The organism is Enterobacter cancerogenus (assembly GCF_019047785.1).
Taxonomy (GTDB): domain Bacteria; phylum Pseudomonadota; class Gammaproteobacteria; order Enterobacterales; family Enterobacteriaceae; genus Enterobacter; species Enterobacter cancerogenus.
Map to the genome: position 1 here is coordinate 30,126 of NZ_CP077290.1, position 21,949 is coordinate 52,074.

32 protein-coding genes are annotated in these 21,949 nt (G+C 52.2%); 25 read left to right on the forward strand and 7 right to left on the reverse strand.

The window, feature by feature from the left end; genetic code table 11:
• Positions 1–12 precede the first annotated feature (12 nt).
• The 10 genes from I6L58_RS00160 to I6L58_RS00200 all read left to right on the forward strand — a co-directional run bounded on the left by I6L58_RS00160 (position 13) and on the right by I6L58_RS00200 (position 5,013).
• A complete protein-coding gene (locus I6L58_RS00160; RefSeq protein ID WP_088208327.1) occupies positions 13–519 on the forward strand; it encodes a head completion/stabilization protein in 507 nt (168 codons plus the stop codon).
• A complete protein-coding gene (locus I6L58_RS00165) occupies positions 519–722 on the forward strand; it encodes a tail protein X (RefSeq protein ID WP_017382979.1) in 204 nt (67 codons plus the stop codon). The genes I6L58_RS00160 and I6L58_RS00165 overlap by 1 nt, the downstream gene beginning before the upstream one ends.
• Entirely contained in the window at positions 713–934 is a 222-nt protein-coding gene (locus I6L58_RS00170; protein ID WP_017382980.1) for a phage holin family protein, read from the forward strand. Before I6L58_RS00165 ends, I6L58_RS00170 begins: the two co-directional genes overlap by 10 nt.
• Positions 918–1,427 carry a lysozyme gene (locus I6L58_RS00175; protein ID WP_088208328.1) on the forward strand — a complete coding sequence of 170 codons (510 nt, stop codon included), beginning with the start codon at positions 918–920 and terminating at the stop codon, positions 1,425–1,427. The genes I6L58_RS00170 and I6L58_RS00175 overlap by 17 nt, the downstream gene beginning before the upstream one ends.
• The gene (lysB, locus tag I6L58_RS22830) at positions 1,424–1,849 is read left to right on the forward strand and encodes an Rz-like lysis system protein LysB (RefSeq protein WP_088208329.1); all 426 of its coding nucleotides are present in this window, start codon (positions 1,424–1,426) and stop codon (positions 1,847–1,849) included. Before I6L58_RS00175 ends, lysB begins: the two co-directional genes overlap by 4 nt.
• A complete protein-coding gene (gene lysC / locus I6L58_RS00180) occupies positions 1,737–1,982 on the forward strand; it encodes an Rz1-like lysis system protein LysC (protein ID WP_080940381.1) in 246 nt (81 codons plus the stop codon). Before lysB ends, lysC begins: the two co-directional genes overlap by 113 nt.
• On the forward strand, positions 1,945–2,412 hold the full coding sequence (locus tag I6L58_RS00185) for a phage tail protein (protein WP_088208330.1): 468 nt from the start codon (positions 1,945–1,947) through the stop codon (positions 2,410–2,412). The genes lysC and I6L58_RS00185 overlap by 38 nt, the downstream gene beginning before the upstream one ends.
• A complete protein-coding gene (locus I6L58_RS00190) occupies positions 2,405–2,869 on the forward strand; it encodes a phage virion morphogenesis protein (protein WP_088208331.1) in 465 nt (154 codons plus the stop codon). The genes I6L58_RS00185 and I6L58_RS00190 overlap by 8 nt, the downstream gene beginning before the upstream one ends.
• A gap of 238 nt (positions 2,870–3,107) precedes the next feature.
• On the forward strand, positions 3,108–3,665 hold the full coding sequence (locus I6L58_RS00195; protein ID WP_062934582.1) for an SLATT domain-containing protein: 558 nt from the start codon (positions 3,108–3,110) through the stop codon (positions 3,663–3,665).
• The gene (locus I6L58_RS00200; protein WP_088208332.1) at positions 3,640–5,013 is read left to right on the forward strand and encodes a reverse transcriptase domain-containing protein; all 1,374 of its coding nucleotides are present in this window, start codon (positions 3,640–3,642) and stop codon (positions 5,011–5,013) included. Before I6L58_RS00195 ends, I6L58_RS00200 begins: the two co-directional genes overlap by 26 nt.
• 81 nt (positions 5,014–5,094) lie before the next feature.
• Here the strand turns inward: I6L58_RS00200 and I6L58_RS00205 are convergent, their stop codons facing one another.
• Positions 5,095–5,607, reverse strand: coding sequence for a hypothetical protein (locus tag I6L58_RS00205; protein WP_088208333.1), 513 nt, complete (start codon positions 5,605–5,607; stop codon positions 5,095–5,097).
• Between the two features lie 202 nt (positions 5,608–5,809).
• Between I6L58_RS00205 and I6L58_RS00210 the strand changes: the two genes are divergently transcribed.
• Genes I6L58_RS00210 through I6L58_RS00235 form a run of 6 tightly spaced genes read left to right on the forward strand, consistent with a single transcriptional unit; the run spans position 5,810 to position 10,738 of the window.
• Positions 5,810–6,451, forward strand: coding sequence for a phage baseplate assembly protein V (locus tag I6L58_RS00210; protein ID WP_088208334.1), 642 nt, complete (start codon positions 5,810–5,812; stop codon positions 6,449–6,451).
• Positions 6,448–6,798 (forward strand): GPW/gp25 family protein, encoded by a 351-nt coding sequence (locus I6L58_RS00215; protein WP_088208335.1) that lies wholly within the window; start codon positions 6,448–6,450, stop codon positions 6,796–6,798. Before I6L58_RS00210 ends, I6L58_RS00215 begins: the two co-directional genes overlap by 4 nt.
• A gap of 5 nt (positions 6,799–6,803) precedes the next feature.
• Positions 6,804–7,712 (forward strand): baseplate assembly protein, encoded by a 909-nt coding sequence (locus I6L58_RS00220; protein WP_088208336.1) that lies wholly within the window; start codon positions 6,804–6,806, stop codon positions 7,710–7,712.
• A complete protein-coding gene (locus tag I6L58_RS00225) occupies positions 7,705–8,235 on the forward strand; it encodes a phage tail protein I (protein ID WP_032609378.1) in 531 nt (176 codons plus the stop codon). Before I6L58_RS00220 ends, I6L58_RS00225 begins: the two co-directional genes overlap by 8 nt.
• Positions 8,236–8,246: 11 nt before the next feature.
• Complete coding sequence (locus I6L58_RS00230; RefSeq protein WP_254082140.1) at positions 8,247–10,220, forward strand: phage tail-collar fiber domain-containing protein; 1,974 nt, start codon at positions 8,247–8,249, stop codon at positions 10,218–10,220.
• Positions 10,221–10,222: 2 nt separating this feature from the next.
• Positions 10,223–10,738 (forward strand): tail fiber assembly protein, encoded by a 516-nt coding sequence (locus I6L58_RS00235; RefSeq protein WP_032609376.1) that lies wholly within the window; start codon positions 10,223–10,225, stop codon positions 10,736–10,738.
• Between the two features lie 24 nt (positions 10,739–10,762).
• On the opposite strand, the gene I6L58_RS22985 is transcribed toward I6L58_RS00235, so the two are convergent.
• Positions 10,763–10,885: a hypothetical protein gene (locus I6L58_RS22985; protein ID WP_254915563.1), complete on the reverse strand. Its 123-nt coding sequence runs from the start codon at positions 10,883–10,885 to the stop codon at positions 10,763–10,765.
• A 228-nt stretch (positions 10,886–11,113) separates the two neighbouring features.
• Between I6L58_RS22985 and I6L58_RS00240 the strand changes: the two genes are divergently transcribed.
• From I6L58_RS00240 to I6L58_RS00275, 8 genes are all read left to right on the forward strand, one after another.
• Positions 11,114–12,307: a phage tail sheath protein gene (locus I6L58_RS00240; protein ID WP_088208337.1), complete on the forward strand. Its 1,194-nt coding sequence runs from the start codon at positions 11,114–11,116 to the stop codon at positions 12,305–12,307.
• A gap of 12 nt (positions 12,308–12,319) precedes the next feature.
• Entirely contained in the window at positions 12,320–12,838 is a 519-nt protein-coding gene (locus I6L58_RS00245) for a phage major tail tube protein (RefSeq protein ID WP_088208338.1), read from the forward strand.
• A 60-nt stretch (positions 12,839–12,898) separates the two neighbouring features.
• Positions 12,899–13,207, forward strand: coding sequence for a phage tail assembly protein (locus tag I6L58_RS00250; protein WP_038421047.1), 309 nt, complete (start codon positions 12,899–12,901; stop codon positions 13,205–13,207).
• A gap of 32 nt (positions 13,208–13,239) precedes the next feature.
• Complete coding sequence (locus I6L58_RS00255) at positions 13,240–13,362, forward strand: GpE family phage tail protein (RefSeq protein ID WP_063308668.1); 123 nt, start codon at positions 13,240–13,242, stop codon at positions 13,360–13,362.
• Positions 13,352–15,802 carry a phage tail tape measure protein gene (locus tag I6L58_RS00260; RefSeq protein ID WP_088208339.1) on the forward strand — a complete coding sequence of 817 codons (2,451 nt, stop codon included), beginning with the start codon at positions 13,352–13,354 and terminating at the stop codon, positions 15,800–15,802. Before I6L58_RS00255 ends, I6L58_RS00260 begins: the two co-directional genes overlap by 11 nt.
• Positions 15,803–15,812: 10 nt before the next feature.
• On the forward strand, positions 15,813–16,274 hold the full coding sequence (locus I6L58_RS00265) for a phage tail protein (RefSeq protein WP_088208340.1): 462 nt from the start codon (positions 15,813–15,815) through the stop codon (positions 16,272–16,274).
• Positions 16,274–17,443: a phage late control D family protein gene (locus I6L58_RS00270; RefSeq protein ID WP_088208341.1), complete on the forward strand. Its 1,170-nt coding sequence runs from the start codon at positions 16,274–16,276 to the stop codon at positions 17,441–17,443. Before I6L58_RS00265 ends, I6L58_RS00270 begins: the two co-directional genes overlap by 1 nt.
• A 76-nt stretch (positions 17,444–17,519) precedes the next feature.
• Positions 17,520–17,741 carry a DNA-binding transcriptional regulator gene (locus I6L58_RS00275; protein WP_088208342.1) on the forward strand — a complete coding sequence of 74 codons (222 nt, stop codon included), beginning with the start codon at positions 17,520–17,522 and terminating at the stop codon, positions 17,739–17,741.
• 171 nt (positions 17,742–17,912) lie between these two features.
• On the opposite strand, the gene I6L58_RS00280 is transcribed toward I6L58_RS00275, so the two are convergent.
• Entirely contained in the window at positions 17,913–18,563 is a 651-nt protein-coding gene (locus tag I6L58_RS00280; RefSeq protein WP_088208343.1) for a DUF5677 domain-containing protein, read from the reverse strand.
• Positions 18,564–18,807: 244 nt separating this feature from the next.
• Positions 18,808–19,104, reverse strand: a complete 297-nt coding sequence (locus I6L58_RS00285) for a YciI family protein (protein ID WP_088208344.1) — start codon at positions 19,102–19,104, stop codon at positions 18,808–18,810.
• Positions 19,105–19,326: 222 nt separating this feature from the next.
• On the opposite strand from I6L58_RS00285, the gene tonB reads away from it, so the two are divergent.
• Positions 19,327–20,052 (forward strand): TonB system transport protein TonB, encoded by a 726-nt coding sequence (gene tonB, locus I6L58_RS00290; RefSeq protein ID WP_058610418.1) that lies wholly within the window; start codon positions 19,327–19,329, stop codon positions 20,050–20,052.
• A 42-nt stretch (positions 20,053–20,094) separates the two neighbouring features.
• Here tonB and yciA read toward each other — a convergent pair whose 3' ends face one another.
• The 3 genes from yciA to I6L58_RS00305 form a co-directional block, all read right to left on the reverse strand.
• On the reverse strand, positions 20,095–20,490 hold the full coding sequence (gene yciA, locus I6L58_RS00295) for an acyl-CoA thioester hydrolase YciA (protein WP_006175758.1): 396 nt from the start codon (positions 20,488–20,490) through the stop codon (positions 20,095–20,097).
• Between the two features lie 102 nt (positions 20,491–20,592).
• On the reverse strand, positions 20,593–21,132 hold the full coding sequence (locus tag I6L58_RS00300; RefSeq protein WP_006175757.1) for a septation protein A: 540 nt from the start codon (positions 21,130–21,132) through the stop codon (positions 20,593–20,595).
• Between the two features lie 57 nt (positions 21,133–21,189).
• Entirely contained in the window at positions 21,190–21,933 is a 744-nt protein-coding gene (locus tag I6L58_RS00305; protein WP_006175756.1) for a YciC family protein, read from the reverse strand.
• Between the last annotated feature and the right edge of the window lie 16 nt (positions 21,934–21,949).

The following is a 21,949-nucleotide window of genomic DNA, read 5'->3' on the forward strand; positions in this document are numbered from 1 at the left end:
CCCGAGGTTGTCATGACGACGCTGATTATTGAGCCAAAAAAAGAGCCGCAGGATGTGCTGGGCGTGGTGATACCGCCGCCTGGCGTGAGCGAGCCGGTAATCAAAAACACCCCGTTTTTTCCTGATGTTGACCCGAAGCGGGTGCGTGAGGAAATGCGTTTAGAGCAGACCGTTTCCCCTGTGCGCCTGCGCCGGGCAATTAAGACCGCCATCGCAGAGACGAACGCGGAGCTGGGCGAATGGCGCGAGCGTCAGCTTGATGCCGGTTACGCCACGCTGGCGGATGTCCCGACCGACAGGCTCGACGGCGAAAGTGTGCGTGTTTTCCACTACTTCAACGCCGTGTGTGCAATGACGACCGCCACGCTTTACGAGCGTTTTCGCGGCGTGGATGCGACCGCCAAAGGTGACAAAAAGGCCGACAGCATCGACAGCACTATCGATGAAATGTGGCGGGATATGCGCTGGTCTGTGGCGCGCATCCAGGACAAAGCGCGCTGCATTGTGGGGCAAATCTGATGAAAGCGTATGCGCTACAGGGCGACACCCTCGACGCGATTTGTGTGCGGTACTACGGGCGCACCGAGGGCGTGGTCGAAACCGTCTTAGAAGCGAATCCCGGTCTGTCTGAGCTCGGCGTCATCCTGCCGCACGGCACGGCAATTGAACTGCCAGAGACCGACAGCGCGGCCAGAACCGAAACGGTGAATCTATGGGACTGAGTATGGAGAAAATCACCACGTTTATCGCCTACTGGCTGGCCGTCGCGCTGGCGTACCTCGGCGCAATGTCGCCCGAAAAGATGGCGCTTTACGTGGGCGGCGGATGCGCCATTTTTACCGCGCTGACGAACTACTGGTTTAAGCGCAAAACGTACCTCTATCTGACGTCACTCGGACTCGACAAGGGGGCTATTCGTGAAATCAATCGTTAAACGTTGCAGTGTGGCCGCAGTGCTGGCGCTGGCGGCACTGATGCCTGAGTTTCGTCTGCTTAACACCTCGCCCGAGGGGCTGGCGCTGATTGCCGACCTCGAAGGTTGTCGCCTGACGCCTTACCAGTGCAGCGCGGGAGTGTGGACGTCAGGCATCGGCCACACTGCAGGCGTCGTGCCGAAGGGGGAAATCACCGAACGGCAGGCGGCGGCGAGTCTCGTCGCGGATGTGCTGAACGTCGAGAAACGTCTTGCTGTCTGCGTGCCTGTGGAAATGCCGCAGCACATTTACGACGCGCTGGTCAGCTTCTCATTCAACGTGGGAACCGGCGCGGCCTGCCGGTCGACGATGGTCTCGTATATCAAGCGTCATCAATGGTGGCAGGTGTGCGACCAGCTCCCCCGCTGGGTTTACGTGAAAGGCGAAATTAACAAAGGACTGGAAAATCGCCGCGCGCGCGAGCGTGCCTACTGCCTCAGGGGGATTGAATGAAACTGATGTTGTTTTTACTGGCCGCGCTGATGGCGGTTGTGCTCTGGCAGCGTCATGAAAACGGCAACCTGACGCGCTCTTTTGAACGGGCGAACAGGGTCGCGACCGAACAAAAAACCGCGATCGTAATGCTGAAAAATCAGCTTTCCGTTTCGCAGGGAATTGCCAGGCGAAATGAAACCGCGCAGGTCAGTTTACGCGGCGAACTGCTGGCCGCCGGTGCGATGGCCGTGCGGCGTGAAGAAACAATTACGAGGCTGATAAATGAGAATGAAACCCTACGCCGCTGGTATAGCGCTGAGCTGCCTGATGTTGTGCGTCGGCTGCACACCCGCAACGCCTGCGCCTCCGCCGGTCATTGTTTACAGCGCCTGCCCGAAGGTGAGCTATTGCCCGATGCCGGGAAGCGACCCGGCCACTAATGGCGACCTGAGTGCCGATATTCGCAGGCTAGAGCACGCGCTGGCCGCCTGCGCGCTGCAGGTTGAAACCGTCAAAGACTGTCAGGATAAACTCGATGAAGAAAGCACGCAGCCTGCGCGAAGCGCTGATTAAAGCCGTTCCGCAGCTTGAAACAAACCCCGAAATGATGCGCATCTTTGCAGATGAGGGGAATATCGATGCGCGGCTCGCGGCCTCGCTGTCGCATGAGAAAATTTACACACTGAATGTGATAGTGTGTGACTTTGTGGGTGACCCCGATTTGATATTCGTGCCGGTGGCCGCATGGTTGCGTGAGAATCAGCCGGATATCTGCACGCTCGATGACGGCCGCAAAAAGGGCTACCGTTTCCAGATGGATTTAAACGACGAGGACAGTGTCGACATTAGCATCAGCCTGCAGCTCACCGAGCGCACCCTCATCAAGGAGGAAAACGGCGCGCTGCATGTCAGCTATGCCCCTGAGCCACCGCTACCTGAGCCGGTCACCCGGCCAAAGGAGCTATATATCAACGGCGAACTGGTGAACAAATGGGATGAGTGACTTTAAGCCTTTTGACAACCAGCTCGCCGGGCTGCTTGCTGCCCTGTCACCCGCAGGGCGTCGAAAGCTTGCCGGTGACATTGCAAAGGAGCTGCGCAAGTCGCAACAGCAACGGATTAAACAGCAAAAAGCACCGGACGGCTCACCTTACCAGGCGCGAAAGCGTCAGCCTCTCAGGGCTAAGACCGGGCGGATTAAACGGGCGATGTTTCAGAAGCTGCGCACGAGCCGGTACATGAAAGCCAGTGGCCGTGAAAACAGTGCCGTGGTGGAATTTACCGGCAAAGTGCAACGTATCGCGCGTGTCCATCAATACGGCCTCAAAGACCGGCCAAACCCTCGTGCTCAGGTTATGCGCTACTCGGAGCGACAGCTATTAGGATTTTGTAGGGAAGATTTACGTTCTATTGAGAATTTCATTTTTAAAAAAATGGAGGAGGTTTACTATAAAAAATAAAATATTTCATATAATGTTTTAGAACATTATTGCCGTATTTGTTTTATCATTGTAAGTTGATTCATAGGCAAGGTCATGGTATATAAAAGCTGAGAGAGGCAGGCATTTCCTCTTACTTCAGGTAAGGGCGGCTCTGATAAAGAACAGCGTGAGCTGTTGAGTTTGACTCATGATCCTACGGGATGTTCAAAGTATCCAAACCCTCCTGCCTCTCTCTTCTTTTAAATGGAGTCATCTCATGTTAGATAAAGTATGGTTTACTTATAAAGCAAGAATTCAAGCATACCATCGCTTGGAATGGATGGATTCTCATTCTCAGTTTATTTTAGTTTGGTATGCAGTGCTGGGTGCGGCACTGGCGGTTGTTGTTATACGTTTCCCCACTCTGTTAGGGAGTAATACAGATATATTTAGTGCCATTTTATCCATTGCTTTGCTTGGTGTGTCATTATCCGTTGCAAACAGAAATTTTCGCGGTCGTGCAATTAATATGCGCAGTAATTATTTGGCGTTGCAAAAACTTTATAATGTAATCTATACCAGAGGGCAGGTAGAAAGCGAAGATATAGTTAAATATGATGAGTTGCTTGATGAGGTAGATAATCACAGCGATATGGATGATAAAGTTTTTCGAGTGAGAAACTTTAGGAATTTAACTACTCGCAAACCTGATTGGAAAGAGTTTGCGCATGTATACATTACTTGCGTGATTAAGTATATGATATTATTCTTGATATATCTCGCTCCACTATTAATTGGATGGTGTCTTTATGAGCAATGCGGCTCGGGCATTTAAGAAATGTTTTAGTGAAAAGTACCTGAGATCTTTATATTTTGATAAAATTAAAGAGACTGGTGCAATCGGTATTGATAGGGTTAGACCAGGTTCGTTTGAAAAGGAGTGCGCTAAAGAGGTAGCTCTAATATCTCGGAAGGTTTTTAATGGCAGTTATAAATTTACAGCCTACAAAGAAAAACTGATTTCTAAAGGTGCTCATTCTTTCCCGAGACAAATATCAATACCTACTGTACGGGATCGTATAACATTACGAGCTCTATGCGATGCTTTAGTAAGCGTATATCCTGATGCAAAACTATCGTTACCTCAAGTTGTGATTGAGTCACTTAATAGCGCTGTTAATTCTGGTAATTATTACGAATTTGCTAAGATCGATCTTAAAAATTTTTACCCATCAATACCACATGAATTAATAACAGCGTCAATTAAACAAAAAATTAGGAAATCTGAGTTTCGCCAGCTAATTAATAAGGCTATTTCCACTCCTACAGTTAATGAGTCAAGAGGTGGTAAAGGAAGTTCAGCATGTTTAAGAGGGGTTCCTCAAGGTTTATCGATCTCAAATATTTTAGCGGAAATCGCCCTGCAAAAAATAGATGCTGAAATCGAATGTATCAAAGATATATGGTATAAACGATACGTTGATGATATTTTAGTGCTTAGCCCTATTGGGCGAGCATCTGATGTAGCCAATATAATTATCAAAAAATTGATAAAGATTGGTCTCTCACCTCATCCGCTTGGAGAAGATGGTTCTAAATCTGTAGTAGGCATGCTGAGCGATCCTTTCAATTTTCTGGGGTACGAGATTAGCGATAAGGGTATCAGCATCAAAAAAGACAGCATATTAAGATTTGAGTCATCTCTGGCAAAAATATTTACTGCTTATAGACATGCTCTTGTTAGGGCTGAAAGTAAAAAAGAAAAAGACAAAGCATTAGCATATTGCCAGTGGAAGCTTAATCTACGAATTACTGGATGTATTTTTAATGGTAAGAGAATGGGGTGGGTTGCTTATTTTTCTCAGATTTCAACTACAGCTCAGCTTAGAGCCGTAAATCATACTATTGCTAACTTAGTGAAACGTTTTGAATTAAATGCAGATATTAAACCCAAATCATTGGTTAAAACATATTATGAATGGCGACGAGGAGAGAAAAGTTCACATAAATACATCCCGAATTTTGATGACCTATCTATAGAACAACAAAGAGGAATTATTTCATTATGGATAGGTAAGGAAAAGGCAGATAGATTGAGTGCAGCATCAATAGCAAGGACGTTTAAGTATAAAATAAACTCATCAGTTAAGGAGCTTGAACAAGATATTTCAGGTTTTTCATGAGATAAATTGGTGCTGTTTTTCAATATCTATGAATTGAAATTTATTATGAATAGATTTGTGGGCAGTGCCTAATTTCATTTGTTACATATCATCAATTTCCGATGGGTAAATTTCCTTTTTCATTTTTTCTAACTTGTCATCAGTTAAGCCATACTGCAATGCAAGTCTTTTCGAGATTGGCTGGAGAAAGTCTTCGGCTAAGTTAAATAAATCTATAATACTCTCAAGTTCGCCGATCATTTTATTTCGACCACTTTCGTTTAAAAATTCAATGGCGCGATCGACAAAATAACCATGCGCCAGCCAATTTCTCTTGATCAAAGCTTTTAATAGCGTGTTTTCGATCACTTCATTTAGCACACCTAACTCCCTTAATGCGCCTAAAAGATGTCCCATGGTTTTTTTTGACAAGGTTTTATCAAAATTATCAAATTCCAATTCCCACTTTTCTGCTGACGAGATTTTCGTTGCGTTTTCTTTAAAGAAAACTAAAAAAATAAGCAATTGGATTATTGATTGTTCAACGCATTGTGCACGGAACATGGCTAATCCAAAATAAGCATATACTTCTTTGCAATGTTCTGATTTGTTCATTATTACCTGCTAAAAAAATAGGTTTAGTTTCATCATGAAAACTATGTGTTTTCAAATAACATTCATATATTTCATTATGTAGCAAATGATTTAAATCAGGTAGACATTTTCCGACTTTTGTAGTGAAAAATTGGTTGTTGTTGCATCCGCCACAAAACCCACCTCGATTGCCGCAGGCCTCGTCCGGCGGCATCCTTTCCCCATGAATAATTTAAATTCTCTGCAGGAAATCGCACGCGCGATCCGCAACCTTATCCGCACCGGCATTGTGACCGACGTAGACCTCGACGAGGGGGTGTGTCGTGTCCAGACCGGCGGTATGCAAACCACCTGGCTTAACTGGCTCACCTGTCGCGCCGGTCGCTCTCGCGTGTGGTGGGCTCCCTCGGTAGGTGAGCAGGTGTTATTGCTGGCCATCGGCGGAGAGCTCGATACTGCCTTTGTGTTGCCGGGCATTTTCTCTGATGACCATCCCGCGCCGTCAGCCTCACCCGATGCGCTTCACGTTACTTTTCCTGATGGCGCGGTCTTCGAGTACGAGCCCGAAAACGGCGCGCTCACCGTGTCCGGTATCAAAACCGCCGACGTCACCGCGTCGGATTCCATCACGGCCACCGTGCCGCTGGTACTGGTAAAAGCCGAAACCCGCATCACGCTCGATACGCCCGAGGTGGTATGCACCAACAAGCTGACGACCGGCACGCTCGAAGTGCAGAAAGGCGGGAAGATGTCCGGGAACATCGAGCATACCGGCGGGACATTTACCTCAAACGGCGTGCAGGTGGATGACCACGACCACGGCGGCGTCGAACGGGGCGGAAGCTGGACGGAGGGCACTAAATGACGGTGCGTTATCTAGGAATGAACAGCCAGACCGGCCTCAGTATCTCTGAGGTTGAGCATATCCGGCAAAGCGTGCGCAACATTCTGGTCACACCGGTTGGGTCGCGCGTCATGCGTCGTGAATACGGCTCGCTTCTGTCGCAAATGATTGACCAGCCGCAGACCCCGGCGCTGCGCCTGCAGATTATGGCCGCGTGCTATTCCGCGATCCAGAAGTGGGAGCCCCGCGTAAATCTCTCGACCATCACCTTTGAACGGGCGGAGACCGACGGCGGGCTGTATGTCGACATCACCGGCACCCGCTCCACCGGCGGCCAGCCTTTTTCACTCACCATTCCACTGAGTTAAACGCTATGGCAATTGTTGACCTTAACCAGCTCGCCGCGCCTGACGTCGTGGAGGAACTGGACTATGAAACCATCCTGAGCGAGCGAAAGGCGACGCTCGTCTCGCTTTATCCCGAGGAACAACAGGAGGCCGTTGCGCGCACGCTGATGCTTGAATCAGAGCCGATTCTTAAGCTGCTGGAAGAAAACGCCTACCGGGAAGTAATCTGGCGACAGCGCGTCAACGAGGCCGCGCGCGCGGTCATGCTGGCCTACGCCACTGGCGCAGACCTCGACCAGATAGGCGCAAATTACAACGTCAAGCGCCTTGTTATCACGCCTGCAGACAACACCACGTTACCGCCAACGCCTGCCGTGATGGAGTCGGACACAGACTATCGTCTGCGCATTCAACAGGCATTTGAGGGGCTGAGTACCGCAGGCTCTGTCGGCTCATATCAGTTTCATGGCCGCAGCGCTGACGGGCGTGTCGCCGATATTTCGGTCATCAGTCCCGCGCCTGCGTGTGTCACGGTCACGGTGCTGTCACGCGAAAATAACGGGATAGCTTCTGACGAGCTGCTCGCCATCGTGCACACCGCGCTGAACGATGAGGACGTCAGGCCGGTCGCTGACCGCGTGACCGTGCAGTCGGCGAACATTGTAGACTATAAAATCACCGCATCGCTTTACCTTTATCCCGGTCCCGAAAGTGAGCCGGTACTCAGTGCGGCAAAAGCAAAGCTGCAGGCGTATATCACCGCGCAGCACCGGCTCGGGCGTGATATCCGCAAATCTGCAATTTATGCCGCGCTCCACGTCGAGGGGGTACAGCGCGTTGAGCTGGCCGCGCCGGTGGCCGACATCGTGCTCGATGACACGCAGGCGTCATGGTGCACCGAGTACAGCGTGACCATCGGGGGCAACGATGAATAATACCCGACTGTTGCCGGTGGGCTCGTCGCCGCTTGAGGTGGCGGCGGCGCGCGCCTGCGCTGAAATCGAAAATACTCCCGTCCCCCTGCGCCGACTCTGGAGTCCTGACGACTGCCCGGCAAATCTGCTGCCATGGCTGGCGTGGGCGTTTTCCGTTGACCGCTGGGATGAGAGCTGGCCGGAGGCTACAAAAAGGGACGTGATCCGCGCGGCGTGGTACATCCACGCACACAAGGGGACGATTGGCGCAGTGCGCCGCGTGGTGGAGCCGCTCGGCTATCTGATTAACGTCTCTGAGTGGTGGCAAACAAACGACCCACCCGGCACGTTTCGCCTCGATATCGGCGTGTTAGAGACGGGCATCACCGAGGAAATGTACTACGAAATGGAGCGGCTTATTGCCGATGCAAAGCCAGCCAGCCGCCATTTAATCGGCCTCAATATTATTCAGGACATTCCCGGCTATCTGTACACCGGTGCCCTGAGCTATGACGGTGACATCATCACGGTTTACCCCGGATAAGTGAGAGCACAATGACAGTGAAATACAAAACGGTCATCACCAAAGCCGGTGCGGAAAAACTCGCGGCGGCGACCGTCCCGAACGGGAAAAAGGTGAATTTTACGGCGATGGCCGTGGGTGACGGTGGCGGCACGCTACCAGTGCCAGACCCTAACCAGACAAAGCTTGTCAAAGAGGTCTGGCGTCACACACTGAACAAAATCAGCCAGGACAGGAAAAATAAAAATTATGTCGTGGCAGAACTGCTTATCCCGCCTGAAACCGGCGGTTTCTGGATGCGCGAGCTCGGGCTCTATGATGACACCGGCACGCTGATTGCAGTCGGTAACATGGCCGAAAGCTACAAGCCAGCGCTGGCAGAGGGCTCAGGCCGCGCGCAGACCGTTCGAATGGTCATCATGGTGAGCGACATCGAGTCAGTCGAGCTGACCATTGACACCTCAACGGTAATGGCTACGCAGGACTACGTTGACGACAAGCTCGCGGAGCATGAGCAGTCCCGCCGCCATCCTGACGCCACCCTCACTGCAAAGGGTTTCACTCAGCTAAGCAGTGCGACCGACAGCACGTCTGAGGCGCTCGCAGCGACGCCGAAAGCGGTTAAGGCGGCGTATGACCTTGCCAAAGGGAAATACACGGCTCAGGACGCCACCACGGCGCAAAAGGGCATCGTCCAGCTCAGCAGCGCGACCGACAGCACGTCTGAGGCGCTCGCAGCGACGCCGAAAGCGGTTAAGGCGGCGTATGACCTTGCCAAAGGGAAATACACGGCTCAGGACGCCACCACGGCGCAAAAGGGCATCGTCCAACTCAGTAGCGAGACCGACAGCACGTCTGAGGCACTGGCTGCGACACCGAAAGCCGTTAAAGCCGCAAATGACAATGCCGCTGCAGCAAATAAAAATGCCAGTGAGCGAGTCAGTAAATCTGGCGACAGCATGACCGGAACGTTAAATCAGGACTCAGTAGCGCAGGCAACCTATAACCTGACGGCACTTTCCAACGCTGTTACAGGTAATAAAAATTATCTGCGTAAAATGCGCGGTGGCGGGACGGATACTATCTGGCATGAAACCGTTCAGGGTGGCGAGTATCGTCTGGCGACAGGGAGCACTGATGCACAGGAAGAGCTGGCAATAAGTACCAGCGCCGGTGTCAGAACGCGAGGGAATTTCACCTCGCAAACTGGCGGGTTTTATTCAGGAAACGACAAAAAGTTTTCCTTTGTTTCTTCAAATACTTCTGACAAAAATGCCACCTTGCGCCTTTGGGGGAATGCTGACCGGCCAACAGTAGTTGAACTGGGGGACGACACCGGCTATCACCTTTATTCTCAGCGAAGTAAAGATGGTTCGTTACAATTTCAGTATAACGGCGCAGGGCTATTTAGCGGTTATTTACGCGCAGGCGGGGAAGTGCAATCAAGTTCGGCCAATAGTTACCGCATAGCATATGGCGCTTTTGGGACGTTCTGGCGAAATGATGGCGGAAGCCTTTATTTGATGCTGACAAACAAAGATGACCCGTGGGGGAATTACAACGCCCTGAGACCTTTCCGGGTAAGTCTCAATAACGGTGAAGTAATAATCAGCAAACTCAATTTATCTGACTTCGGATATTTTGATGCGCGTTATTATACTAAAGCACAATCTGATGCGGGCTATATGCCCAAGACTGGCGCATACACAAAAGCCGAGTCTGACGGGCGTTTCCAGCCGAAAGGGAATTACACCCCTGCAGGTCAGGCGTATACAAAAGCAGAGTCGGATGCGCGTTATGGGGTGGTAAATGGTATTCGCCGCGGTGGTCAACAAATCAGAAACCCGACTGATGCGTGGTTTGGCAACTGGGAGTCACCTGCCGGTTGCGTAGTGACGGGTATTCAAATGGACGGCAGAAGTGATGGCCGAAAACTAGGGGTATATTTCCGTCAAATGCAGTACCTGAACAAGCAAACTGGCGCATGGGTTAACATTGGGGATTAAATATGGATACGTTTATTAATCCAGTTATTTATAAATACGAACACATTGAAGTAAGCGGAATAATGCGTACCGGACTTTATTTTCATGATGAGCATGGCCGGGACTGGTACGAAACTTTAACCGGCTGGAAAGGTGCTGTTTCTCTGGATGATGACGGGATTGTCGTTGCTTACGAGCAGGATGTTTCGTATATGGGGATGGAAGAAGGCCGCAATGTCTATGAGGTCGACCCCCTGAGTGTGCCGGTAGATGTTTTAGGGAATTACAAATATGTGGATGGTATTTTTTACGATATCCGCCCTGATGCGACGACGCTTGCCGAACAAACCCGAAAACAGCTCATTGAAGATGCGGGGCTGATAATTTCAGTCCTGCAGGGCGCAGTCGATGAGTCGATGGCTACTGATGCTGAAAAGGCCAGCCTATCAGCGTGGAAGAAATACCGGGTTTTACTTTACAGAGTTGATACCAGTAAGCCCGAAGAAATTGAATGGCCTGAGCTACCACCGAAGAATTAATAAAAAAACCCGCGTCAAGCGTGTTTAATCGTAGGGGCATTCTTCATAGTCTTTTTCAGTTTCATCACCGGCAAACAGCCTGAGCCAGCAAAAGCCAAAGAGGCACCATGCAGCCAGACCACCACCAACCCAGAGTAATATCGTCATTCTCGCTCCCTCGTTAATGGCGAAACGATAGCGACAATATCCCTTCATTGATAATGGTTATCAGCGATCAATTCCAGGAGATTGATCGCTGAAAACGATCAATCACCATTTCCGCACGCTTCACCGGTTGACTGCGCGTTGTACTGCCCCTTCTCCAACGGCATTACGTTTCTTGCGCCTCGCGCACAACAGAAAATAGTCGCACCCCTTTACCACGGAGTTAAACAAATGGGCGACTATCACCACGGCGTCGAGGTCATCGAGATTAACGATGGCACGCGCACCATTTCCACCGTCTCGACGGCCATCATCGGCATGGTCTGCACGGCCAGCGATGCTGACGAAAAGACGTTTCCACTTAACGAGCCGGTGCTGATTACCAGTGTGCAAACAGCTATCGGTAAAGCCGGGAAAAAAGGCACGCTGTCAAAATCCCTGCAGGCCATCGCCGACCAGTGCAAGCCGGTCATTGTGGTGGTGCGCGTTCCCGAAGGTATCGACGACCCGGAAGACCCGGAAGCGGCGCAGAAAGAAACCATTTCCAACATCATTGGCGCGACCGATGAAAACGGCAAATACACCGGGCTGAAAGCGCTGTTAACGGCGAAAACCGTCACCGGCGTCAAGCCGCGCATTCTCGGCGTGCCGGGGCTGGATACGCAGGAAGTGGCGACCGCGCTTGCGTCGACCTGCCAGAGCCTGCGCGCATTCGGCTACGTGAGCGCGTGGGGCTGCAAGACCATTTCCGACGCCATCAAATACCGTGAGAATTTCAGCCAGCGCGAGCTGATGGTCATTCACCCTGATTTTCTGGCATGGGACACCACGACAAACGAAACCCGGACCGCATGGGCGACCGCCCGCGCGCTCGGCCTGCGCGCCAAAATCGACCAGGAGACCGGCTGGCACAAAACGCTCTCTAACGTCGGCGTGAATGGCGTCACCGGCGTCAGTACCTCGGTCTCATGGGATTTGCAGGAGAAGGCCACTGACGCGAACCTGTTAAATCAGGCCGGGGTGACAACGCTCATCCGTAACGACGGCTTTAAATTCTGGGGCAACCGTACCTGCTCAGATGACTCGCTTTTCCTGTTTGAAAACTACACCCGCACGGCGCAGGTGCTGGCCGACACGATGGCGGAGGCGCACGCGTGGGCGATTGATAAACCCGTTACCGCAACGCTTATCCGCGACATTGTCGCCGGTATCAATGCCAAATTCCGCGAGCTGAAAAACAACGGCTATATCGTTGACGGTACGTGCTGGTACGACCCGGAGTCGAACAGCGTGGAAACCCTGAAAGCCGGGAAGCTGTATATCGATTACGACTACACCCCCGTCCCGCCGCTGGAAAACCTGACCCTGCGCCAGCGCATCACCGATACGTATCTGGCAGACCTGTCAGACTCGGTCAACAGCTAAGGAGCTCAGAGCATGGCGTTACCACGCAAACTGAAATACCTGAACATGTTTAACGACGGTCTCAGCTATATGGGCGTCGTTGAATCCGTCACCCTGCCAAAGCTGACCCGTAAGCTTGAGAAATACCGTGGCGGCGGGATGCCCGGCTCGGTGTCGATTGACCTCGGTCTCGATGACGACGCGCTGTCGCTTGAGTGGACGCTGGGCGGTCTGCCTGACGTCGAGCTGTGGGCGCAGTACGCGTCACCGGGGGCGGATAGCGTGCCGCTGCGCTTCACCGGCTCATTCCAGCGCGATGACACTGGCGCTATTTCTGCCGTTGAGGTGGTCATGCGTGGCCGTCATAAGGAGTTCGACGGCGGCGAAAACAAACAGGGCGAAAGCGGCACGACCAAAATCGCGACCGAGTGCTCTTACTACCAGCTCACGATTGACGGCAAAGAGGTCATCGAGATTGACGTCATCAACATGGTGATGAAAGTCGACGGCGTCGACCGTCTCGCTGAGCACCGCCGGGCGATTGGCCTGTAATCCGTTAACCGGTCAGCCAGGCTGGCCGGTCACTTACTCAGATTCAAAGAGAGCAACATCATGGAAAACATCAACGAAACCGCCACCACCGAAACCGAAAACCCGAACATTGTGATCCTCGATAATCCCGTCATGCGCGGGGAGCAAAAAATCGAACAGGTGACTGTGACCAAACCCAACGCCGGGACTCTGCGCGGCGTGAGTCTGGCCTCACTGGCAAACTCAGACGTCGATGCGCTGATTAAAGTGCTGCCGCGTATGACGTACCCGGCACTCACCGAGCATGAGGTCATGCGTCTGGAAGCGTCAGACCTGATTTTGTTCGCCGGTAAGGTGGTTGGTTTTTTGTCACCATCTTCGGCTCGCTGACATTCCCCGATAACCTTTCGGTTGATGACCTGATGGCGGATATCGCGGTGATTTTTCACTGGCCGCCATCAGAGCTTTATTCACTGAGCGTGACCGAGCTCATCACATGGCGCGACAAGGCGCTGCAGCGAAGCGGACACCACCATGAGCAATAACGTCAGGATTGAGGTACTGCTGAACGCAGTTGACCGGGCAAGCCGACCGCTTAAGTCTATCCAGACTGCCAGCAAGACCCTTGCCGGCGATATCCGCACTTCTCAGAACAGCCTGCGCGATCTGAATGCGCAGGCGTCCCGGATTGACGGATTCAGGAAAGCGAGCGCACAGCTTGCCGTGACCGGCCAGTCGCTTAACAAGGCGAAACAGGAAGCCGCCGCGCTGGCCGTGCAGTTTAAAAACACGGAAAACCCCACTAAAGCGCAGGCGCGGGCGATGGAGGCGGCAAAGAAATCCGCCGCTGACCTGCAGCTCAAATACAACAGCCTCAGGCGGTCGGTGCAGCGCCAGCGCACCGAGCTCGCGCGGGCTGGTATTAATACCAGAACCCTGTCGGCGGATGAGCGCCGCCTGAAAACCAGCATCAGTGAAACAACTGCGCAGCTCAACCGGCAGCGCGGGGCGCTGGCGCGGGTCAGTCAACAGCAGGCGCGACTGAGTCGCGTTAAAGAGCGTTATCAGGCCGGTAAATCCCTTGCCGGAGGCGCTGCAGCGGCAGGCGCGGCGGGCGTCGGTATCGCCACGGCGGGAACGATGGCCGGAGTAAAATTACTCACACCCGGTTATGACTTTGCACAGAAAAACTCTGAGCTGCAGGCCGTGCTCGGGGTCGAAAAACAGTCGCCCGAAATGGAGGCGCTGCGCAAACAGGCGCGACAGCTCGGGGACAATACCGCTGCGTCTGCAGACGATGCGGCGAGCGCGCAGATTATCATTGCGAAAAGCGGCGGGGATGCCGCAGCGATTCAGGCGGCGACGCCGGTCACGCTGAATATGGCGCTGTCTAACCGTCGCTCGATGGAAGAAAACGCCGCGCTGCTGACGGGGATGAAATCCGCGTTTCAGATGTCAAACGACCAGTTCGCACACATCGGCGACGTGCTGTCGATGACGATGAACAAAACGGCCGCTGACTTTGACGGGCTGAGCGACGCGCTGACGTATGCTGCGCCGGTGGCAAAAAATGCCGGGGTCAGTATCGAGCAGACCGCCGCAATGGTCGGCGCGCTCCATGACGCCAAAATCACCGGCTCGATGGCGGGAACGGGCAGCCGTGCCGTCCTGAGTCGCCTGCAAGCTCCGACCGGTAAGGCATACGAGGCCATCAAAGAACTCGGCGTTAAAACGTCTGACAGCAAGGGCAACACGCGCCCGATATTTGCCATTCTGAAAGAAATGCAGCGCAGTTTTGAGAAAAACAATCTCGGAACAAGCCAGCGCGGCGAATACATGAAAACCATCTTTGGTGAGGAAGCCAGCTCGGCGGCGGCGGTACTGATGACCGCTGCCTCAAGCGGTAAGCTCGACCAGCTCACGGCGGCGTTTAAAGCCTCGGACGGCAAAACCGCTGAGCTGGTCAAAATCATGCAGGACAACCTCGGTGGCGATTTCAAAGAATTCCAGTCAGCCTATGAGGCCGTTGGTACTGACCTGTTTGACCAGCAGGAGGGCTCACTGCGTGAACTCACTAAAACCGCCACGAAATATGTTTTAAAGCTCGACGGCTGGATCACCAATAACAAAACACTTGCGTCAACCATCGGCATCATAGCAGGCGGCGCACTGGCAATTATTGGCATCCTCGGGGCAATTGGTCTGGTCGCCTGGCCGGTCATTACCGGCATTAATATTTTGATTGCCGGTGCATCACTGCTAGGGACGGTTTTCTCGGTGGTGGGTGGAGCCATCATGACCGTGCTCGGGGCGCTTACCTGGCCGATTGTGGCTATTGGCGTTGCCATCGTCGCCGGTGCGCTGCTTATCCGCAAATACTGGGAACCAATAAGCGCATTTTTCTCAGGCGTAATGGAGGGGATAAAGCAGGCTTTTGCCCCTGTAGTGGAATTATTCGAACCGTTAAAGCCGGTTTTTGACTGGCTGGGTGACAAACTTAAAGCGGCGTGGCAGTGGTTTAAAGACCTGATCGCACCTGTTAAGTCGACGCAGGACACGCTCGACAGCTGCAAAAATGCGGGTGTGATGTTCGGAAAGATGCTGGCCGACGCGCTGATGTTACCGCTCAAAAGCTTTAATACATTGCGTACCGGCGTTAACTGGCTGCTGGAAAAGCTCGGAGTTATCAATAAAGAGTCGAGCGACCTTGACCAGAAAGCCGCAAAAGCCAATGCCGCAACGGGATCGGGTAAAGAGTCCACTATCAGACCAACACCGTTATTTGGCGATTCTCAGTGGTATCACCCGGTGCCGGTTCCTGCCGGGAAGACCTACGTCGACCAGAGCAAACCAGAATATAACATCACCCTGAATGGTGGCATTGCACCGGGTACAGACCTTGACCGGCAACTCCGGGAGGCAGTTGACAGACTCGACAAGCAAAACCGTGCGCGTCAGCGCTCAAGTATGCGTCACGATGGATGAGGGCTAAAGCATGTTAATGGTTTTAGGTTTATTTGTGTTTGAGCGCCGCACGCTGCCCTATCAGTCTATGCAGTATTCGAAAGATTATCGCTGGGCGTCAAACGACCGTATCGGCAAGCCACCGGCTTACCAGTATCTCGGGGAGGGAGAAACCACGCGCACGCTGTCGGGCGTGCTTTATCCCGAAATTACGGGCGGACGTCTGTCACTGACCGCCATCGAGCTGATGGCAGACGAGGGGCGAGCGTGGCCGCTGATTGACGGAACGGGCATGATCCACGGCATGTATGTCATCGACAAAGTAACACACACGCACACCGAGCTATTCAGCGATGGAGCGGCGAGAAAAATCGAGTTTAGCCTTTCACTTAAACGGGTCGATAAATCGCTGGCAGCCATTTATGGCGACCTGAAAACGCAGGCCGACAATCTGGTCACGTCTGCCGTTGACTGGCTGGGAGGGCTGGCTTGATGATTACGGGAATGGATATTCAGGCCGGGGCGAAGATAGCCCCGGCGTTTATGCTCAAGCTGGATAACGAGAATATCACGCAGGATTTTAGCGACCGCCTTATCAGCCTGAACATGACCGACAATCGCGGATTTGAGGCCGACCAGCTCGATATCGAGCTCGATGATACTGACGGCCAGATAGCAATGCCACCGCGCGGCGCAACCTTGACGCTGTGGTTAGGCTGGCAGGGTGCAGCGCTGATAAAAAAAGGGACGTTCACGGTCGACGAAATCGAGCACAGGGGGGCTCCTGATACGCTGACCATCCGGGGGCGAAGCGCCGATTTTCGCGGGACGCTGAACTCTCGCCGGGAGCAGTCATGGCATGACACCACGCTCGGGAAAATTGTTGAAACGATTGCGGCACGCAATAAGCTGGCCGCCAGCGTGGCCGACACGCTGAAAGCCGTCAAAGTGCCTCACATTGACCAGTCGCAGGAATCCGACGCGGTGTTTCTGTCCCGCCTGGCTGACCGGAACGGGGCGTCGGTTTCGGTAAAAGCGGGAAAACTGTTATTCCTGAAAGCGGGGAGCGGTAAGACGGCCAGCGGAAAGCCCATTCCGCAGATGACGCTTGAGCGCGGGGATGGCGATCGTCATCAATTTGCCATTGCTGACCGGGAAGCCTACACCGGCGTGTCGGCAAAATGGCTGCACACCAAAGACCCGAAGCCGCAAAAGCAAAAGGTGAAGCTCAAGCGTAAGCCCAAAGAGAAGCATCTCCGCGCGCTGCAGCACCCGAAAGCGACCAAAGCCCCGGCAAAGGCCAAAGCCAAAAAAGAGCAGGAAGCGCGCGAGGGTGAGTATATGGCCGGTGAGGCTGACAACGTGCTGGAGCTGACGACCATCTACGCGACAAAGGCGCAGGCCATGCGCGCCGCTCAGGCGAAGTGGGACAAGCTGCAGCGAGGCGTTGCTGAGTTTTCAATCTCGCTGGCGATTGGCCGGGCAGATTTATTTCCTGAAACGCCCATCGCGGTGAAAGGCTTTAAGCGCGTTATAGACGAGCAGGCATGGATAATCAGCCGGGTGGTGCATAACCTCAACGGGAGCGGCTACACGACGGGCTTAGAGCTTGAGGTTAAGGTTTCGGATGTGGAGTACGAAAGCGAAGAGTTAACACAGTAAAATGAATTTAACTATTTGTTATTTAAGGATAAATTGAGTAAAATTTGCGCGTCGGAAATTAAAAGAGGTGCTCGCCATGTTTCACTGCCCAAAATGCCATTTCGCCGCTCACGCCCGCACAAGTCGGTATTTTACTGACACAACCAAGGAGCGTTATCACCAGTGCACAAACATTAACTGCAGTGCGACGTTTGTGACCACTGAGACGGTCGAGCGCTTTATCGTATCGCCGGGGGAAGTAGTACCTGCCCCGCCACACCCGAAGCAATCAGGCCAGCAACAACTTACATGGATGTGACCAAAAGAAAGCCCCGCTATTTGCGGGGTTTTTTTACAAACTATATTCTCGATTGGAGTTTATAATGCGCTCGCTAGCCATAATTGTTATGAAATAAAACCTCTATCGCAAACTTGCAGCATATTATTTTGTTAATTCATGTGAAATATTTTAACCTAAATTCCCGAAATGCTAAATTAATTTGCGAGAATTAAGATCATTAAGAATTTGAATATATTCATAAGCGATTTGTTCTATGGCTTGGCCTACATCAAGAACGGGAAAATTGCACGGCTTTTTGAAAACAGCTTCAAAGATGGTTCCTAAGCTTCGACCATGCGTATCAAAGCTTGTAACCCTGTATAGTGGATACAGAAACTCAAAGCTCTGATTGTTTGAGTGGGTAAGCTTACCTAAAAGGTCTTTCATATTGGGTAGCTTTTGTAGATTTTTCCAGTTAGGATCTTCGGCTTCAAGTTTGCTTCCATCGCCTTGCATGAATTGCTGCCATTCTGGTTCGCGCAAATCATTCATCAGCTTCCGGTAGTTTTCTTTGAATGTATTTAGTTGCTCTTCATACCTGCTAGCCATCTGTGCTGGAACTTCAAAAATATAAAGTATAATGAAAAATGGTTCTAGCAAAGAACGCGCCAAAGGGTGTGTAAAGTATCTTTGGTCAACATTAGAGGTTTTATCAAGAGTGATGTCACTTCTCAGTAAGGTACCAGCAATGGAGTAAAATCGAAGCACTTCTTGTAGGAAGAAACCAGTTGCATCTGCTTTTGGTGTCAAGGACTTAATGTTATGAATATGTGTTTCCAACTGCTCAAAATTTGTAGGCATGAGTTCCCTTTCTGTTTCCGTTGATTGATTTCTAGACTAATTCAGTAAGTTGTAACTAGAGTTACAGTCTAATGCAACCGGTACGTAAATTTTTAAGTTTGAACGAAGATTAAAAAAGCAAAGCCCCGCACATGGCAGGGCTTTTTTTTCGATGTGGTCAATATGTGGTCACGATGTAAAATAAATCCATTTATTTCATTAACTTGAAGCGTTTAAAAAAGCTCCTGAGGGAGCCTTTCTTATATCAAAATACTTTCTTGTAAGGCTGCACGGTCACCTTTGCATACACGCCCGCCGCGACATACGGATCCGCGTCAGCCCAGGCCTGCGCAGCTTCCAGTGATTCGAATTCAGCAATGACCGTCGAGCCTGAAAAACCCGCCGCACCCGGATCGTTGCTGTCTACGGCAGGCATTGGGCCTGCGGTCAATAATTTGCCTTCATCCTGAAGCAGCTGCAGGCGAGCCAGGTGCGCAGGGCGTACAGAAAGGCGTTTTTCCAGGGAGTCGGCGTTATCTTCGGCGTAAATCACATAAAGCACGGGGGTAGCTCCTTAACCAGTAAAAGTGTCAATTACGTTATGTGAAAGGGCAACTGACTGCAATGTAAAGATAAAAACAATGTTAATACCCTGATCTGAGTGCGCTTTTTTTGGGGTTTCTTGCGCTTAAATTGCCCCGCATCAAAGTGACTTGTTGAATATGATTGCTATTTGCATTTAAAATCGAGGTCCGGTTTTTAAACGTTGATGATTATGACTTCGATGACCCTAGATTTACCTCGCCGCTTTCCATGGCCGACGCTGCTTTCCGTGGTTATCCACGGCGCTGTCGTGGCGGGTCTGCTCTATACCTCGGTTCATCAGGTTATTGAAATGCCAGCGCCCGCGCAGCCTATTTCTGTGACCATGGTATCGCCTGCGGATCTTGAGCCGCCGCAGGTTGCGCCACCGCCACAGCCCGTCGCTGAGCCAGAACCGGAGCCAGAGCCTGAACCCGTTCCGGAGCCGCCGAAAGAAGCGCCCGTGGTGATCCACAAGCCGGAGCCAAAACCTAAACCTAAACCGAAGCCAAAGCCGGTGAAGAAGGTGGAAGAGCGTCCGAAACGTGAAACGCGTCCGGTTGAGCCACGCGCAACGCAGACGGTCGAAAACGCTGCGCCGTCGCGACCGCTAATGAATAGCGCGCCTGCAGCGGCAAAACCAACGGTATCCGCGCCTGCGGGGCCTCGCGCCCTCAGCCGTAACCAACCGCAATATCCGGCGCGCGCGCAGGCTCTGCGTATTGAAGGGCGTGTGCGGGTCAAATTTGACGTAACCTCTGATGGCCGCGTCGAGAACGTAGAAGTCCTGTCTGCACAGCCTTCTAATATGTTCGAGCGTGAGGTGAAGTCAGCCATGAGAAAATGGCGTTATGAAGCCGGCAAGCCGGGTCGTGGGTTGATTGTGAATATTGTGTTCCGCCTGAACGGCGGGGCACAGATGGAATAAAAGAAAAAGCCTCCGGACCGGAGGCTTTTTTTTGTCTGAATATCAGGCCTGCGGCAGTGGCCGGGGTTTGCCCGCGTTATCTACCGCCACGTAGATAAACAGCGCTTCCGTTGCCTTATAACGCTGCCCAATCGGCTCAGAAGAGACTTTTTTCACCCACACTTCAATATTGATAGAAATAGACGTATTGCCGCGCTTAACACAGCGCGCGTAACAGCAGACAACGTCACCCACAGCCACTGGTCGAAGGAAGGTCATGCCGTCTACCCGGACGGTTACAACCCGCCCGTGTGCAATCTCTTTTGCCAGGATCGCGCCGCCCATATCCATTTGCGACATAAGCCAGCCGCCAAAAATATCGCCGTTAGCATTGGTGTCTGCGGGCATTGCCAGCGTGCGCAATACCAGTTCGCCCTGAGGGGCGTCATTTTTTGTCATTGTTTTTACTCGTAACTGAAGACTTCAGGCGGGATGCTACTATGATTTCGGGCTGGAGAGAATAGACCGGAGCGCAGGGATCTTGCGCTCCGGTTATGTTTATCAGTGCTTCTCGTCCTGAGGCATATGACGATAGATATACACCCCGCTTAACAGGGTGAAGATCAGCGTTAACGCCGTCAGGCCAAAGACCTTGAAGTTGACCCAAATATTCTGTGGCAGCCAGAAGGCGATATAGATATTGGCGAGGCCACATAAAATAAAGAACACCGCCCAGGCGATATTCAGGCGGGACCAGACGTGCTGCGGCAGCGTCAGCTCTTTGCCCAGCATGCGCTGGATCAGCGGCTTTTTCATAATCCACTGGCTAATCAGCAATGCACCGGCGAACAGGCCATAAATGACGGTCACCTTCCATTTGATAAACTCATCATTATGGAAGAACAGGGTTAACCCGCCAAAGACCGCAACCAGGACAAACGTCACCAGCGCCATTTTTTCAACTTTACGATAGCGAACCCAGCTGTAAATTAGCACGATGGCTGTGGCGATAATCAGTGCCGTGGTCGCAGCATAGATGTCGTACAGCTTATAAAAGGCAAAAAAGACGACCAGCGGTAAAAAATCCAGAAACTGCTTCATTCTACAATCCCATCCTCTGAGTGGGGCCAGACACAGCGATGTGCCCGGCCATCAGGACTACTGACGAATTAACATATACAGGCGGAACAGGTAGACCAGCAGCACGGCTGAAATCAGATTGCTCAGCGTATTAGCGACTACCGCACCCACATTGGGCGTTAACACGGCAAAGTTCGGCGCAAACAGCAGTAACAGCGTTTTAGCAAGCAGCCAGCCGATGACAGCCGGTGCGACCAGGCGCATATTCGACCAGGCCAGTCGGATGCTGCTGCGCATCGCGGTGAAGATCCCCATTTTATCCTGGACCACCATCACCGGCGCGAAGGAGAGCACGATAGCCAGCAGCACGCCCGGAACTACGATCAGCATAATCCCCATCTGTACCAGCAGGGTGGTCAGAAAAATGAGGATAAACAGTTTCGGCAGAACAGGGGCGCTGGCACCAATGGCACGCAGGGCGCTGACGCGTTGTCCGGCTGAAACCAGTTGGATCATCAGCAGCACACCACCTGCGAGGATAGCATTGCCAATCAGGCCGGAGAAGGTGGACGCAGCCGATGCCCGCAGCAGGATTTGCTGCTGTTCAGGCGTCATGTTCTGCACCAGGTCAAACAGCCCCACGCTCCCTGCAAGGTGATCTCCCTGGCTGAGGCTGGCAATTTGTTCATCACTGGGTGAGAACGCATGACCCAGCACCACCGTGATAAAAGCGCACAACAACGCAATCAGTAAAAAGGTAATGAACTGATTGCGGAAAAAATTTCCCGTGTCACGGTAGACAGACTTCGCCGTGATAGACATGCACTCTCCTTGAGTA